Origin of the sequence: Streptomyces albus subsp. chlorinus (genome assembly GCF_013302895.1) — a bacterium.
Classification (GTDB): domain Bacteria; phylum Actinomycetota; class Actinomycetes; order Streptomycetales; family Streptomycetaceae; genus Streptomyces; species Streptomyces chlorinus.
The window spans coordinates 5,871,199-5,886,294 of record NZ_VJOK01000001.1; the positions used below are offsets into that span (position 1 = coordinate 5,871,199).

General features: G+C 74.1%; 13 protein-coding genes. 6 read left to right on the top strand and 7 right to left on the bottom strand.

From position 1 onward, the window contains the following. Positions 1–22 precede the first annotated feature (22 nt). From FM076_RS25505 to FM076_RS25530, 6 genes are all read left to right on the top strand, one after another. On the top strand, positions 23–913 hold the full coding sequence (locus FM076_RS25505) for a sugar phosphate isomerase/epimerase family protein (RefSeq protein ID WP_345945219.1): 891 nt from the start codon (positions 23–25) through the stop codon (positions 911–913). Beyond that, positions 910–2,313 carry a M20/M25/M40 family metallo-hydrolase gene (locus FM076_RS25510; RefSeq protein WP_173873253.1) on the top strand — a complete coding sequence of 468 codons (1,404 nt, stop codon included), beginning with the start codon at positions 910–912 and terminating at the stop codon, positions 2,311–2,313. The genes FM076_RS25505 and FM076_RS25510 overlap by 4 nt, the downstream gene beginning before the upstream one ends. Beyond that, the gene (locus FM076_RS25515; protein ID WP_345945220.1) at positions 2,310–3,500 is read left to right on the top strand and encodes an Ldh family oxidoreductase; all 1,191 of its coding nucleotides are present in this window, start codon (positions 2,310–2,312) and stop codon (positions 3,498–3,500) included. The genes FM076_RS25510 and FM076_RS25515 overlap by 4 nt, the downstream gene beginning before the upstream one ends. Further along, a complete protein-coding gene (locus FM076_RS25520; protein ID WP_173873254.1) occupies positions 3,497–4,441 on the top strand; it encodes a Gfo/Idh/MocA family protein in 945 nt (314 codons plus the stop codon). The genes FM076_RS25515 and FM076_RS25520 overlap by 4 nt, the downstream gene beginning before the upstream one ends. Then, a complete protein-coding gene (locus tag FM076_RS34180) occupies positions 4,438–5,139 on the top strand; it encodes a DUF6917 domain-containing protein (protein WP_243274636.1) in 702 nt (233 codons plus the stop codon). Before FM076_RS25520 ends, FM076_RS34180 begins: the two co-directional genes overlap by 4 nt. Positions 5,140–5,374: 235 nt before the next feature. Beyond that, a complete protein-coding gene (locus FM076_RS25530) occupies positions 5,375–6,271 on the top strand; it encodes an alpha/beta hydrolase (protein ID WP_173875004.1) in 897 nt (298 codons plus the stop codon). Positions 6,272–6,355: 84 nt separating this feature from the next. Here the strand turns inward: FM076_RS25530 and FM076_RS25535 are convergent, their stop codons facing one another. The 7 genes from FM076_RS25535 to FM076_RS25565 all read right to left on the bottom strand — a co-directional run bounded on the left by FM076_RS25535 (position 6,356) and on the right by FM076_RS25565 (position 15,039). Then, positions 6,356–6,889: an EF-hand domain-containing protein gene (locus tag FM076_RS25535; RefSeq protein ID WP_173873255.1), complete on the bottom strand. Its 534-nt coding sequence runs from the start codon at positions 6,887–6,889 to the stop codon at positions 6,356–6,358. A 163-nt stretch (positions 6,890–7,052) separates the two neighbouring features. Beyond that, a complete protein-coding gene (locus FM076_RS25540; RefSeq protein WP_173873256.1) occupies positions 7,053–8,312 on the bottom strand; it encodes a nucleotide sugar dehydrogenase in 1,260 nt (419 codons plus the stop codon). Positions 8,313–8,359: 47 nt separating this feature from the next. Continuing rightward, complete coding sequence (locus FM076_RS25545) at positions 8,360–8,665, bottom strand: hypothetical protein (protein WP_173873257.1); 306 nt, start codon at positions 8,663–8,665, stop codon at positions 8,360–8,362. Between the two features lie 203 nt (positions 8,666–8,868). Then, on the bottom strand, positions 8,869–9,675 hold the full coding sequence (locus FM076_RS25550; RefSeq protein ID WP_173873258.1) for a DUF1266 domain-containing protein: 807 nt from the start codon (positions 9,673–9,675) through the stop codon (positions 8,869–8,871). Between the two features lie 67 nt (positions 9,676–9,742). Further along, positions 9,743–11,275 (bottom strand): amino acid permease, encoded by a 1,533-nt coding sequence (locus tag FM076_RS25555; protein WP_173873259.1) that lies wholly within the window; start codon positions 11,273–11,275, stop codon positions 9,743–9,745. 242 nt (positions 11,276–11,517) lie between these two features. Next, positions 11,518–12,906, bottom strand: coding sequence for a diaminopimelate decarboxylase (locus FM076_RS25560; RefSeq protein ID WP_173873260.1), 1,389 nt, complete (start codon positions 12,904–12,906; stop codon positions 11,518–11,520). A gap of 231 nt (positions 12,907–13,137) precedes the next feature. Continuing rightward, positions 13,138–15,039, bottom strand: a complete 1,902-nt coding sequence (locus FM076_RS25565) for a helix-turn-helix domain-containing protein (protein ID WP_173873261.1) — start codon at positions 15,037–15,039, stop codon at positions 13,138–13,140. Positions 15,040–15,096: the final 57 nt, after the last annotated feature.

Genomic DNA, 15,096 nt, shown 5'->3' on the forward strand with positions numbered 1-15,096 from the left:
GCGGAACGGTCGCGCACCGGATGTGCTCGGCAGCCGGTGCGCCGGGATCGGGGACGAGGCGGCGACGGACCTGGAAGGGCAGATCGCGGCGGTACGCGCACTGGGCTGGCGCCGCATCGAACTGCGCACCGTGGACGGCGTGGCGCTGGGCGACCTGTCCCCGGCGCGGACCCGGGATCTCGCCTCCAGGCTGGCCGGGGCCGGGCTGGGCGTGGTCTGCCTCGACTCCCGCATCGGCAACTGGGCGCGGCCCGTCACCGCCCCGTTCGACGCCGACGTGGCCGAACTGGAGACCCTGCTGGAGCAGTGCGCCCTGCTGGACTGCCGGTTCGTGCGTGTCATGTCGTACCCCAACGACGGACTGCCGCGCGTGGAGTGGGCCGCGACCGTCATCGACCGGCTCTCCCGGCTCGCCCGCCGCGCCGAACAGGCGGGCGTCACCCTGCTGCACGAGAACTGCGCCGGCTGGGCGGGCGAGAGCCCCGCGCGCATGCTGCGGTTGCTCGACGAGGTGGGCAGCCCCGCGCTGCGGCTGCTGTTCGACACGGGCAACGGCGTCCCCTACGGCTACGACGCCCGTGCCGTACTGGAGCGGACCCTGCCCTACGTGGAACACGTCCACATCAAGGACGCGGTCGAGGACGTGCGCCCGAGCGGTCCCACCACGGGGGAACGGGTCCGCTACGTCCTGCCCGGGGACGGCCGGGCGGGGGTGGCCGACTGTCTGCGGACGCTGCTGGACACCGGTTACCGCGGCGCCTTCTCGCTCGAACCCCACCTCGCCGTCCAGCCGCACACCGGGAGGCGCGACGACGACCACGCGGCACGGCTGTTCGTCGCCGCGGGCCGCCGGCTCGGCACCCTGCTGGCACAGGCCGGGGAAGCCACGCTCCGCACGGCGGGCGCGTCATGAGGGCGGACGCGAGGCTGCCGGGCGGGGCGGGGGCACCGGGCGCGGACAGACCGACCGGACGGTATCTCTCCCACGAGGACCACACCCTCCTCCTGCGGCTGTTGCGCACCCCCACCGTCGGCCCCCTGGAGGCGCAAGAGGGCGACCCGCCCGTCCAGTTGTGGCAGGCCCAGCGCGTGTACGCCGAGGCGGCCCGGGCAGCCGGGCTGCGGGTCGTCCACCACGCCGCCGCCGAACCGGGGACCGTGTGCCGTGCCGATGTGCCCGTCGCGGTCCGCGACGCCGCCCGCGACCCCGCCTTCCTCGCCGCCCAGCCGAGCCTGGTGCTGCGTCTGGGACCCGCCCGCCCGGTACGGGACACCGTCATGTTCAACGTCCACCTCGACACCGTCGCCGGGGCCGGACCCGTCTCCTTCGACGGGGAACGCTTCACCGGCCGCGGAGCCGTCGACGCGAAGGGGCCCGCGGTGGCACTGCTGGCCGGGGTGCGCGCCGCGGTGGCCGCCGAACCCGCCCTCGGCCGCGAGGTGGCCGTGCTCGTCCAGGCCGTCTCCGGCGAAGAGGGCGGCGCACTGGGCACCTTCGGCACCAGGCCGCTGGTGGAGGCGGGCTTCGTCGGACGCCTGAACGTCTTCTGCGAGCCGACCGGGCTGCACCACCTGCCCCGGGCCACGGCCTCCATGACGGCACGTGTGACGGTGCGGGGAGAGGACGCCGTCGACGACCGGCCCGGCGCCGGACACAACGCGACCGTGCTCCTCGGCTTCCTCGCCCAGCACCTGGCCGCCGTGTACGACCGCCACCCGGCGCGCCGCGGCGCGGCGGGCGCGACCTGCGTCGCGGGGCTGCACACCGGCCACCTCCACAACCGCGTCCACGGCACCGGGCACCTGCTGCTCAACATCTCCTACGCCACCGCGGCGGAGGGCGCCGCCGCCGAACGGGCGCTGGCCGAGTGCCTCGCCGACGGCCTGCGCGCGTTCACCGCCCGCTTCCGCCACGTCCCCGACCTGGCGCGCACCGCCGCCGACGCCGAGCGGATCACCAGGCTGGGCTGGGACAAGCGCGGACTGCCGTGCCTGACCGACGACGGCGGCGATCCCTGGGCCGAGTCCCTGCTCGCCGCCGCGGGCGTGCCCCGGAAGGCGGCCGGGGAGCCCTCCTTCACCTGCGACGCCGTGTGGATGCACGGCGTCCCCGGCACCTACACCACCGTGCTGGGACCCGGCTCGCTCGACGCCAACAACGCCCACGCCGCCGGTGAGTTCGTCGACCTCACCGACCTGGAGGACTTCGCCGCCCACATCCACCGCCTGCTGCTCACCTTCGCCACCCACCGGCGCACCCGGCAACCCGACGACCGGTACGAACCGAACGCCCAGAAGAGGACACCCACGTGACACTCCAGGACCAGGACATCCCCTGCCGGCCCCCGGCCTCGGCCCCCGCCCCGGCTCCGGCCCCCGCCGGTACCGTCACCGTCGGCCACGACGAGCTGCTGGCGGCCGCCACCACGGCCCTCACCGACCGCGGCGTCCCCGCCGGGCGGGCCCGTACCGCCGCCGACGCGCTGTGCTACGGCGACCTGGCCGGACTCGGCTCCCACGGCACCTTCAACCTCGCCCGCCTCTACCTGCCGCTGCTGGCCTCCGGCCGCGCCGACCCGGCCGCCGAACCCCGTACGGTCACGGACCTGGGCGCCTGCGTCCTGCTCGACTCCCGCCGGGCGCTGGGGCTGTGGGCGGCGGCCGAAGCGATGGACCTGGCCGCAGAGCGCGCCCGGCGGCACGGCGTCGGGCTGGTGTCCGTACGGAACGCGACGCACTTCGGCTGCGCCGGCTACCACGCGGCACGTGCCGCACGGCAGGGCATGATCGGTGTGCTGGCGGGCAACTGCGGCGGCCAGCGCATCGCACGCCCCCCGCGGGGCCTGCTCGCCATGCTCGGCACCAACCCGCTCAGCGTGGCCGCCCCGGCCCTGGACGACCGCCCGTTCGTGCTGGACATGAGCACCACGGTCGTGCCCACCGGACGGATCCGCACCGCCGCCCGCGCCGGGGAATCCGTCCCCGCGGGCTGGCTGGAGGACGCGCACGGTGCTCCCGTGACCGATCCGGCCGCCTTCGACCGGGGCGAGGCGTACCTGCGCTGGCTGGGCGGCGACGCGGAGACCGGCGCCTTCAAGGGCTACGGCCTGGGACTGGCCGTCGAGGTGCTGGCGGCTCTGCTGCCCGGCGCCCAGGTGGGCCCGGCGCGAGAAGCCCTCGACGGCGACGGGCGCCCCCACGGCCGCGACGACGGCGTCGGCTTCCTCGCCCTCGCCGTCGCCCCCGGCGCGCTGCGCGGCGCGGAGGACTTCCGCGAGGACGCCCGCGCCCTGTTCACCACCCTGACGCGGTGCCCCTCGTCCGACGGCGGCACCATGGTCCGCTACCCCGGATGGTGGGAGGCCGAACGCGCCCACGCCCGGCGGCGCGACGGCATCCCGCTGCCCGCGCACCTGTACGACGAACTCGCGGGGCTCGGCCTGCTCCCCGTGCGGGACGGAGCGCAGTCGCGCAGCCGCACGCGGGGAGGCGAGCGATGACAGCCCGCCGCATCGGCCTGGCCGGCCTCGGCTCCATCGCGGCCTACTACCTGGCCGCCCTCGACACCTCACCGGACTGGGAACTGGCGGCCCTGTGCGACGTGGACGCCGCGGCACTGCGACCGCACCGCGACCGGGTGCCCTGTTTCACCGACCACCGCGTCATGCTGGCGGAGGCCGCACTCGACGCCCTCGTCGTCGCCGTCCCCAACCACGCGCACGCCCCGGTGTGCCGTGACGCGCTGCGCGCCGGGGTGCCCGTCTGCGTCGAGAAGCCGCTGGCCCTCACCGTGGCGGAGGGCCGCGAACTGGCCGCGCTTGCCCACAGGACGCAGACCGCGCTGTTCACCGCCTTCCACCGCCGCTACAACGAGGCGGTCCACCGCCTGCGCGGGCAACTGCCCGCCACCCGGCATATCGCCTCCGTACGCGTGCGCTACCTGGAACGCATCGAGGAGCACATCGGCGCGGACACCTGGTACCTGGACCCGGCGCGCTGCGGCGGCGGCTGCGTCGCCGACAACGGGCCCAACGCCTTCGACCTGGTACGGCTGCTGCTGGGCGAGGTGGCCGTCACCCGGTCCGTCGTCACCCGGGACGCGCGGGGCGTGGACCGGCAGGCGGTGATCGGCCTGCGCGCACGGAGCGGCGCGGCGACGGCCAGGGTGGAGCTGGACTGGAGCCACCCGGGGGAGACGAAGGACATCGAGGTACGGCTGACGGACGGCACCGTGCTGAGCTGCGACATGCTCGCCCTGCACGCCGGTTTCAAGGCGTCCCTGTGGCACGAGTACGTCGGCATCCTCGCCGGCTTCGCGGCGGCGACCGGCAGCACGGGCAGCCGCACCGACGGCGGACTCGCCGCCCTGGAACTGGTGGCCGCCGCCTACCGCTGCGAGGAGCCCCCGGTACCGGCGGCGGAAGGAGGCCGGCCGCGATGACACCGCGACAGGGCAACGGGACGACCCAGCAGGCTGGAGAGCACATGCGGACGGAAACGGCACAGGACACGCGGGCGGGAACGGCCTGGACGGACGGGCGGACCCGCGCCCCCGGGCAGCCGGGGGAGAGCGGGGAGACGGGGACCGTCCCGGAACCGGGGGCAACCGCGCGGCCCCGGGCCGTCGCGGAACCGGAAGGGAACGCGGAGCCCCGGGCCGTCGCGGAAACGACGGGCAACGCGGAGCCGGGAGGGACCGAGGAATCGAGGGGGACCGCGCAGTCGCGGGAGAACGGGCCCAAACGCTCCGTGCACGGCGCGCTGGTCAAGGCGCTGCTCCACAGCAGGACCGAGCGCGGCATGGTCCTGGAGCCGTACGCCAGCCGCTGCGTCCGCCGCGGCGAGGTCCACGAACTCGTCACCACCGACCACCGGGAGACCGCCCCGGGATCCCGCATCGACCGGGTCGGCTTCCTCGGCTTCGTCGAGCTGGCGTGCGGCGGCGTACTGGACCGGGGCGACGAGGTCTGGCTCGAAGGCACCCGCATCGGCACCGTCCTGGGCTTCGACGCCTGCCACTTCCCCAACCACTACAACATCCTCGTGAGCACCGACCGGCTGCTCACCGGAGGGGACCTGCGGCTCCGCCCGGAGTTCTCCGTCTCCTTCCTCCCCGGTGCCCAGGTCCCGTCCGCCTAGGTCCTGTCCGGCGGGTCATGGTCGGAGCCATGCGCGGAGCGCGGCCGCGGTGACTGTGCCGGGCGAGGCGCACGGCAGGGTGGTTCTGGGTCCACCCCCTGTGGGGGTGCTGGACCGCTGGTGGGCCGAACGGGCCGTTCCTAGCGTTGCGTTCATGACGGAGGACACAAATGGAGAACGAAAAGGCGCCACCCGGCGGACGGCGCTGCGCGGGCTGGGACTCGCGGTGGGGGGCATGGCGCCGGCCATCGGGCTCGGCACCTCGCCGGCCGCGGCGGCCCCGCGACGCGGGCCCGTAACGTACGTGCTGGTGCACGGTACCCACAGCGCCGGCGCGTTCTGGATGCCGATCGCGCGGGAACTGGTGCTGCGCGGCCACCGCGTCGCCATGGTGGACCAGCCGCGGCACGGCGCGGAGGCTTTCGTGGCGGAGTCGTACCAGCGGCAGGACCTCGCAGCGATGGCGGTCGAGCCCTCCCCGCTGAAGGGCCTCGGGCTGGACGACTACGAGGCGCGTGTCACGGGCATCGTGCGGCAGGCCGCACGGAACGGCCCGGTGGTGCTGGTCGGGCACAGCCTGGGTGGCGTGTCGGTCAGCCGTGTCGGCGACGCCGTCCCGCACCTGCTCCACCACATCTGCTATATGGCGGCCTTCTGTCCCAGCCGCGTCCTGCCCACGGCGGACGCCTGCACGGCGGCGCCCGAGAACGCGAACGCCGTCAGCCCGGTGGAGCTGACGGTGGGTGACCCGGACCGGCTCGGGGTATTGCGGCTGAACTTCCGCACGGGCGCCAGCGGTGAGTTGGCCCTCCTGAAGGAGATGATCTGCGCGGACCACCCCGACGCCGACTTCCGCCGGATACTGGCCGGCATGCAGACCGACGAGCCCGTTGCCGCCTATGCGGGCCGAGCGGTCGGCCGGGCCGGCACCTGGGGACGCATTCCCCGCACATACCTGCGTTTCGGCAGGGACCGTACGATCGCCACCGCGCTCCAGGACAGAATGATCGCGGAAGCCGACGCGTCCACACCCGGCAACAGCTTCCGCGTGCACGATTTCCCCCGGGCGTCACACGCCGGCCCTCTGGACCCCACCCCGGTCGCGGACGTCCTGGACACGCTCGCGGCGTAGAGGGGCTGGTGACCCGGCCCCGGACGAAGGCGAAGGCCGGTGGCCCCGACGAGGGCCACCGGCCGTGGCGTTCACCGCTGGGGATCAGCCCAGCAGCTCGACGTCCAGCCGCCCGAAGTGGTACTCGCGGACCGCCGCGAGCAGCTCCTCCAGCGACAGCTCACCGTCGTTGTCCGTGTCCACCTGCTGGAAAGCCTCCTTGGCCTCGGCACGGTTCACCCCGATGCCGCCCAGCCAGGCCTCGAACTCCTCGGCGTTGATCTGCCCGTCGGCGTTCTTGTCGCAGATGCCGATGATGGCCTTGACCACGGGGCCCAGCACCCGGTTGAAGTTGGCCTCGCCGCTCTGGAAGATCAGGTCACCGGTGACCTGGAGGAACTGGTCCTTGGTGAGCTGCCCCTCCGGGCCGACACCCGCCTCCCGGGCGAGGTAGTCGAACAGGCCGTTGAAGGCGTCCTTGAGCGCCTGTACCTCGCGCGACTCCTGGGCCTTGCCGAAGCCGTGGGCGATCTTGGCGGCCTCCTCCTGGAAGTCGGCCCGCTCCAGCACGCCGTTGGCGTCCGCGTCCCACTTCTCGAAGCGCTTCTGGAGACGGTCGTTCGCGATGGCAGTGGTCATCCCGTTGTTCCTTTCACTGTGTGCGGTGGCAGGACGGCGCCGGAACCCGTGCGGCCGGCGCCGTGCTCGCGCGCGCTCCGGCCTGGAGGCACGCACGTTCATGGGGGGCGGGGCTTTCGCGCGCGAGCGCGCGCGGTGCCTCAGCCCGGGGGAGGGGGCGGCGTCACAGGAGGGTGACGCGGGCCCCGGCGGTTCTTCCGCGCGTGTCGAGCACGGGGCATCGCGTCCGTGCCAGCAGCGCGCTGTCGTAACAGGAGTGGTCCTGGAGCAGCACGGTGAGGTCCGCGTCCGCCAGCGCGCCGGCCAGGTCCTCGCGCCGCCTCAGCGGTGCGGTGCCGACGGTGAACTCGGACACGTACGGATCGTGGTAGGCGACATCGGCGCCGCGCGCCCGCAGGCGCGCGGCCACGGCGTACGCGGGGGACTCCCGGGTGTCGGCGATGTCGGGCTTGTAGGTGACGCCCAGGAGCAGCACCCGGGCACCGTTCAGCGAGCGGCCCTGCTCCTCCAGCAGGCCGGCCGCCCGTTCCACGACGTGTCCGGGCATCCGGCCCAGCACTTCCCGGGCCGCGGACAGTATCCGGAAGGAGAACCCCTCCGACTCGGCCTTCACCGCCAGATACCGCGGATCGACGGGAATGCAGTGGCCGCCCACACCAGCGCCGGGACTGAACGCGGCGAATCCGAACGGTTTTGTCGCGGCGCAGTGCAGCACGTCCCAGATGTCGATTCCCATCCGGTCGCAGAACAGCGCGACTTCGTCCACGAGCGCGATATTGACGTACCGGTAGGTGTTTTCCAGGAGTTTCGCCATCTCCGCTTCGCGGGTGCCGCGGGCGACGACCACGGTCTCCACCAGCTTGCTGTAGAAAGCGACCGCGTATTTGGCGCACAAGGGCGTGCAGCCGCTCACCACCCGGGGGGTGTTGCGCATCGTGAAGGACGGGTTGCCGGGGTCGATGCGCTCCGGCGAATAGGCCAGATGGAAGTCGTCCCCCACGCGCAGTCCGCTGCCTTCCTCCAGCAGGGGCCGCACGACCTCCTCCGTGGTGCCCGGGTGGCTGGTGGACTCGACGACCACCAGCGTCCCGGGCCGCAGACGGGCGGCCACGGCGCGCACGGCCGCCCGCAGGGACTCCAAATCGGGGTCACCGGCCGGGGTGAGGCCCGTGGGGACGCAGACGACGACCGTCGCGCTGTCCGCGAGCACCGCCGGGTCGCGGGTGGCCAGGAAGCCCGCCTCCCTCATCGCGGACACGTCCGCGTCGCTCACGTCGTCCACGTGCGAGCGTCCCGCGTTCAGGCCGGCGACGACCCGGCCGGAGGTGTCGCAGCCGACGACGGACAACCCCACCGCGCACGCCCGTTGCGCCAGCGGTAACCCGATGTATCCCAGGCCGACGACGGCCAGGTCGTATGTCATGTGGACCTCTCTGCCCGAATTCCCTGTGCGCGGTGGTGGAACGGGGATCAGGCGGAGAAGCTGCCGCTTCCCGGAGCGACGTGGGAGCCGTGATCGGGCTGGACGGTCAGCCCCGGCGTGGCGCAGAAGGGGTCGGCGTAAATGGTCACGGGCTTGTCTGTGCGGTTGGTCAGCACATGTGCGCCGGCAGGAAGCTTGTGGCATCCCCGCGGGTTCTCGAAGTGGGTCAGCCTCTGCAACTCCGTCTGGAACACCACGACGTCACCGCTCGCCGCACTGGCGCTTCCGCCGCTGAGAACGAGACCGGTCAAGACGGCCCCGGCGACGGTAAGTGCGGGACGGAGCTTGCGCATGGGGTGCTGCCTCTCTGCTGGGAAATGAGTGACCTCCACCAGCATGTCCACCCCGCGGCCATTTGAATGACCAGACGGAAGTATTCCGCCTAATGGGTGACGCGAGGCGTATGAGCGTGCCGAACGGGACAGGTGCGCACCTTCCTGAGGGCCGCCGCAGGCTCGGCCGGGCTCCTGCGGGACGGTGGCCGCCGGCCCTGGGCTCAGCCCCGCAGCGGCACCCTCGCCCACGGGCTGTCGGGGCGGGTGGTCAGCAGGCGGTGGGAGTCGCGGACCTCGCGGTACCAGGAGCCGAAGCCGTCCTCGTCGAAATGGAGGCAGCGGCCCAGGACGTAGCCGAGGGAGAAGTCCGCCCAGGACGCGTACTCCTCGGCCGCCGCCTCGCCGACGACGCGGAGCGCCTCGCGCGCCCGGCCGGCGTCGCCGAAGCCCGCGTCGACGCCCCAGCAGGCCATGTTGGCGGCGCGGCCGAGGTCCCAGGCGAGGGTGCGGCGGACGTGGGCGGTGGGGCCGAGCAGGCCGTCGGCGCGGAACCGCTCCTCGTAGCGGGGGACGCGGCGGACGACCTCGCGCAGGTCCGCCGTGGCGCCGGGCAGCTCGGGGTGGTGGGGGCCGAGCCGGTCCACCAGCCACCGGCCGACCGCGTCGTTCCACGCCCGCTCGGTGACCGGGGCGCCCCGCGAGTGGACCAGGAGGGCGGCACGGGCGCCCATGGCGGCGTCCCAGCCGGGGGTGGAGACCTGGCCGTCGAGGAGCCGCTGCACCATCTCCTGCCACTCGTCGGGGGAGGTGACGCCCCATGACGACCTGAGCCGGGTGCGCTCCCACGCGGGCGCGGGGCGGGGGTCGGCCACCCGGTTCCAGCGGGCGCCGTTGGCGTACATCAGGTGGGCGCCGCAGGCGAGGCCGCGCAGCACCGCCGGATCCGTCTCGCCACCGGACCGCGCCGAGCGCAGCCTCTTCCCCGCCCAGGGGAAGAGGGGTGATCGCCTCAGAAACTGGAACAACACGCGCAGCCCCCGTGCCGGATGGTTCACGAAACAGTCGGGACCCTATCCCGGCACGGTGGGGGCGTGATCAGTCCCCCGTGGCGCCGTCCGCCTTGCCCGCTTCCGCCCGGTCGAGGGCCGCCGCATCCTCCGTCTCGCGGGCCTCCGCCATGGCCCGCACCCGGTGCCGTACGGCGTACCACCCCGCCCACAGGGCGAGGACGATCAGCGGGACGCAGGCCACCGACCAGGTGCCGATGTCGCCGTCGCAGGCCATCAGGACGACGACCAGGAGCAGGAAGGCGAGCGTCAGGTACGAGGTGAAGGGTGCGCCGGGCAGGGGGAAGCCGCCGTCCTCGGCGCGGCCCTCCCGCACCCGGCGGCGCAGCGCCAGCTGGCACAGGATGATCATCGTCCAGGTGCCGATCATGGTGATGGCGGAGAAGTTCAGGACGATCGAGAAGGCACGCTCCGGAACGATGTAGTTCAAGACGATGCCGAGCAGATAGAACGACGCGGTCAGCAGGATGCCGCCGAAGGGCACGTGCCGGCGGTTCATCTTCGTCGTGAAGTGCGGCGCCGAACCGGCCAGCCCCATCGAGCGCAGGGTGCGGCCCGTCGAGTAGAGCCCCGAGTTGCAGCTGGAGAGGGCGGCGGTGAGCACCACGAAGTTCATGATCTGGTCGGCGCCGGGGATGCCGATGCGGCTCATCAGCGTCACGAACGGCGACTCGTCGCCGCTGTAGGCGGTCCAGGGCAGCAGCAGGACGAGCAGCAGCACGGAGCCCACGTAGAAGACCACGATGCGCCAGGAGACGGAGTTGATGGCCTTGGGGATGACCTGCCGGGGGTTCTCGGTCTCCCCCGCGGTGATGCCGACCATCTCGATCGCCGCGTAGGAGAACACCACGCCCTGGACGATGATGAGGGCCGCGAGGAAGCCGTGGGGCAGCATCCCGCCGTGGTCGGTGATCAGTTGCGGGCCGCCCGGCTCGCCGTCCTGGATGGGGTGCCGGGTGGCCAGCAGCCAGCAGCCGATGGCCAGGAACGCGATGATCGCGGCCACCTTGATCAGGGCGAACCAGAACTCGAACTCGCCGAACCAGCGCACCGAGATCAGGTTCGCGCCCAGCACCACCAGGAGGGCGAAGAGGGCGAGCGTCCACTGGGGGATGTCGCGCAGCGCGCTCCAGTAGTGCAGATACACGGCGACGGCGGTGATCTCCGCGATACCGCTGCAGATCCAGTGCAGGAAGTACACCCAGCCCGCGACGAAGGCGGCCTTCTCGCCGCCCAGCAGCTCCCGGGAGTAGGAGACGAAGGAGCCGGATGTGGGCCGGTGCATCACCAGCTCGCCCATCGCCCGGGCGATGAAGAAGGCGAACAGGCCGGTCACCGCGAAGACGATCACCAGCGAGGGGCCGGCGGAGTGCAGCCGTTCACCGGCGCCGAGGAACAGTCCGGTGCCGATCGCGCCACCCACGGCGATCATCTGGACCTGCCGGTTGCGCAGGCCCGACGCGTAGCCGTCCTCACGCACCAGGGCGCCGGCGGGGGGTGCGGGGCGGTCGGGGGACTCGGGGGTCACCCCGCCTCCGCGGGTGTCGGCTGCGTTCGCCATACGTCTGGGTTCTCCGTGGATCGGGGCACACCGGTTTCCCGGCACGCCGGACGGCGCACAGGGTGTGCCTGTCGGACAGGGCAGAGTGCCGGCCCGGACACGCCGGTACCGGCTGTCCCGACGACGTCAGGACGGCGAACCGGCCCCGGGCGGGCCCAGGGCCGGACGCGACCGGTCCCGGGCGGGCCCGGGACCGGGAAGACCAGGGGGCCGGGCTGAGCGGACTCAGGACCCGGTCCGGGTCAGGACGCGGACGAGGAGGCGAGCCGGTGGGGCCCACCGGCCCGGCCGGCCGGTGCGCCGGTCAGCGCGCCGCTCTGCGCGGCACCGCTGTCCGCCAGCACCTCCTCGATCCGCTGCGCCGGCCGCACCAGCGCGAAGCGGACACGGCCGTCGCCGTCCCGCCAGAAACCGTGCACGGCCGGGCGGGGCAGGCTGTTGTACTGGAACGGCGTGGAGAAGTAGTAGGCACCCGTGTCCCACAGCGCCACCACGTCTCCCGGCTCCAGCTCGGGCAGTGCCGTCCCCCGGGCGACCAGGTCCCCCGCGAAGCAGCACGGCCCCGCTACATCCTGCACCACCTCGTGCGCGAGCTTGGGGGCGCCCTCCCCGTCGAAGGCCCCGACCCGCAGCGGCCACGCCTCGGGAGCGAACGCGGTACGCGTCGCCACCTGCGCGCCCGCGTGGGTGACGGCGATCCGGCGGCCGCCCGCGGTCTTGGTGTACTCGACCAGCGCGGCGATGAACCCCTGCTTGGCGAGCAGGGACCGGCCGAACTCGGTGACGATCGTATAGCGCCCGTCGAACAGCCCCGGCACCGTGCGGCGCAGCACTCCGGCATAGGCGGCGAAAGAGGGCTCCGTCTCGTCGCCCCCGAAGTTCACCGGGAGGCCGCCGCCGATGTCGATCGTGTCGATCCGCTGCTCGCCCGCCTGGCGGTTGATCCGCTCCGCCAGCTCGTAGACGGTCCGCACGGATTCGGCCATCAGCTCCAGCGGCACGCCCTGGGAGCCGGTGTGCGTGTGCAGCCGGGTCAGCCACGGGCGGGCGAGGTAGCTGTCGACGACCCACTGCTCGGCGCCCTCGTCGCGCAGCGCCACCCCGAACTTCGAGGTGGCGGTGGCGGTGCTCATCGCGCCGATGGAGCCGGTACCCACCTGCGGGTTGATGCGGAGGCCCAGCGGTGCTCCGGGGGACAGCCCCGCAGCCGCGCGCTCGGCGACCAGCGCGTCCAGCCTGGCCAGCTCCTGCGGGTTGTCCGCGTTCACCGCGACGCCGGTCTCCAGCGCGTCCCGCAGCTCGCCCACCGTCTTGGCGGGGGAGTCGAAGACGGTGCGGTCGGCGGGGACGCCCGCGGCCCGCGCCAGCTCCAGCTCGCCGGGGCTGGCCACCTCGCAGCCGACGCCCTCCGCGCCCAGCAGCTCCAGCACCGGCACGAGGGAGGCCGCCTTGACGGCGAACGTGTGCAGCACCGGGGCCGGGCCCGCGAAGGCGGCGTGCAGCTCCCGCGCGGTCTCCCGGATGCCCTGGACGTCCAGCAGCCCGATCACCGGCGCCTCGCGGCCGAGCAGCCCGTCACGGACCGCGGCGGCGATCGCGTCCTGTCTCCGTGCCACGGCGTCCAGCACCATGCCGGGCTCCCTTCCCTCGTGCTTCCCTCGTATGGGACATCTCTCGTCCGAACGCGCCGGAGCCGCCCGTACCCCGTCCACTCTGCTCCGTGCCGCCGTGCCGTGTCTGCGGCGGAGGGGCCGAAGCCGCGGCCGCGCGGGTGTGGTGCCGCACAACGCCGAGGGCGCACCCGGGCGCGTGTTGTGCGGGCGCACCACAACCGGCGGCGCGGCATGGTGCACCCGCACAACTCAGGGTGCGGGCGCGGGGGCCGCCGGGCCCGCACCGGCCGCCGGGTACAGCCCCGCGGCGCGCAGCCCCAGTTCGGCCAGTAGCCGTACGTCCGGGTCGTCCAGGTCGAGCGCGAAACGGGTGCGCAGACGGCGCAGCCGGTAGCGCAGGGTGTTGGGATGGATGCCCAGCTGCCGCGCGGTGCCCGCCACATCGCCGAACCGGCTCAGATAGGCGGCGAGCGTCGGCGCCAGGTCGGTACGGTGCTCGGCGTCGTGCGCCAGCAGCTCCCGCACCGGGCCGTCCACCGGGGGCGTCAGCTCGGCCACCGCCCGCACGACGCGCAGCGCGTCCAGCGCGGCCCGCACATCCGCGGCGTCGGCCACCTGAAGCTCCCCGGGGCCGCCGCCTCCCCGCCCGCCGCCGTGCGCGTCGCCGCCTCTCCCGCCGCCGTGCGCGGCTCCCTCCGCCCCGCTCCCGTGCGCGGCCCTCAGACGCCGCTCCCGCAGCACCTGGAGCACCAGGCAGGCGCTCTCGCGCGACGCGGACGCCTCGGCGAGCCCGGGCCGCACCGTGCCGATGGCCACCAGCGGACGGGCACCGGCTTCGCGCACGGCACCGGCCAGCTGGACCGCCAGCCGCCGCGCCCGCACGGCGGCGCCCTCGGACGGGTCCGCCGGGGCTTCCGCGGACGGCCGCGCACGCGACCGGACGACATGCCGCGCGGACTCGTCGGGCAGCGGCAGCAGCACATCGAGCCGGTCCTCGACCCGCACCGCGTACCCGGGCGGCTGGTGTGCGGTCACCTGGAGCGAGAGCAGCCGCAGCGCCCGGTCGTGCGCCGTGTCGTCGTCCCCCGCCGCGCTGTCGGTGGTGACGGACAGGACCACGCACGGTGTACGGAGAGCCAGCCCGAGCGTCGCCGCCGCCGCGCGATGGTCCCCGGCACCGTCCAGCAGCGCCCGCACCGCCTGGCGGCGGCGTGCCGACCCGGCCTGGGTGCGCAGCCGGTGGTGCAGCAGGTGCGGGGCCGCCATCCGGGCGGCCTCCCGCAGGGCCTGCCGGGCGTCCGGTGGCAGCGGGCTGCCGTCGGCCGCCGCCCAGAGGGAGCCCAGCACCTCCTCGCCCGCGCGGACGGCGATGGCCAGGCGCTCGGAGAAGCGCTCCTCGGCGGGACGGTGGACCACATCGTCGCTCGACCACAGGGCGCGCAGGAAGCCGCTGGCACTCAGCTCGTCCAGCCGCCAGCGGGGGACCTGCTGGCCGAGGATGGTCAGCCGGCGCAGCGGGTCGGCGCCGTTCTCGGTGGGGGAGTAGGCCAGCACCCGCGAGTCCGGGTCCTCGATGGTGATGGCGCCGCCCACCAGCTCGGCCAGGGCGCGGGCCAGCGCGGACAGGTCGCCCAGCGGCACATCGGTGGGCGCCTCCGCACCGGCGGGGCCGCCCCGGTGCGCGAGCCCGGCCCGCAGCATGCCGATCAGCTCGGTCCACTCGACCCACGGCGCCCTGGTCAGCAGGGCCGTGGACGTCTCGTCGGCCACCTCCAGCAGCCGCCGGGAGGGGCCCTGGGCGCCGCGCCGGGTGATCACGGCCACGGCACCCGCCCGCGCCGCGGAACGCAGCACCATGGGAGCGACGTCGGAGGAGTCGTCCACGCCCGCGGCGATGAGCACCTGGCCGCGCGCCGCGAAGGTCTCCCCGGCGTCGAACACACCCACCCCACGGACCGGGACTCCGGTGCCGAGGGGCGCGCGCACCAGCTCCAGCACCTCGCCCGCGCCCGTCGCCAGCAGCCCCGCGAGGGTGGGGGAAGGGGCGGCCTCCCCGCCGTCCGGCGCTCCGGACGGGCACGCTTCCGGGGCCGTGGCGGCGGGGATGTGCGGCTCGTGCGACGGCTCGTGCGAGGGGATGCTGCCGGGCATGGCTCAAGTGTCCCGCATGCCGTGCGCCCGGAGGGACGGCTCTTTTGCCACGCCCGG

Bases quoted from the DNA above. Each gene is read 5' to 3' on its own strand.
- FM076_RS25520 (WP_173873254.1), top strand. From the start codon at position 3,497: ATGACAGCCCGCCGCATCGGCCTGGCCGGCCTCGGCTCCATCGCGGCC.
- FM076_RS25530 (WP_173875004.1), top strand. From the start codon at position 5,375: ATGGCGCCGGCCATCGGGCTCGGCACCTCGCCGGCCGCGGCGGCCCCG.
- FM076_RS25540 (WP_173873256.1), bottom strand. From the start codon at position 8,312: ATGACATACGACCTGGCCGTCGTCGGCCTGGGATACATCGGGTTACCG.
- FM076_RS34180 (WP_243274636.1), top strand. From the start codon at position 4,438: ATGACACCGCGACAGGGCAACGGGACGACCCAGCAGGCTGGAGAGCAC.
- FM076_RS25560 (WP_173873260.1), bottom strand. From the start codon at position 12,906: ATGGTGCTGGACGCCGTGGCACGGAGACAGGACGCGATCGCCGCCGCG.
- FM076_RS25555 (WP_173873259.1), bottom strand. From the start codon at position 11,275: ATGGCGAACGCAGCCGACACCCGCGGAGGCGGGGTGACCCCCGAGTCC.
- FM076_RS25565 (WP_173873261.1), bottom strand. From the start codon at position 15,039: ATGCCCGGCAGCATCCCCTCGCACGAGCCGTCGCACGAGCCGCACATC.
- FM076_RS25535 (WP_173873255.1), bottom strand. From the start codon at position 6,889: ATGACCACTGCCATCGCGAACGACCGTCTCCAGAAGCGCTTCGAGAAG.
- FM076_RS25545 (WP_173873257.1), bottom strand. From the start codon at position 8,665: ATGCGCAAGCTCCGTCCCGCACTTACCGTCGCCGGGGCCGTCTTGACC.
- FM076_RS25510 (WP_173873253.1), top strand. From the start codon at position 910: ATGAGGGCGGACGCGAGGCTGCCGGGCGGGGCGGGGGCACCGGGCGCG.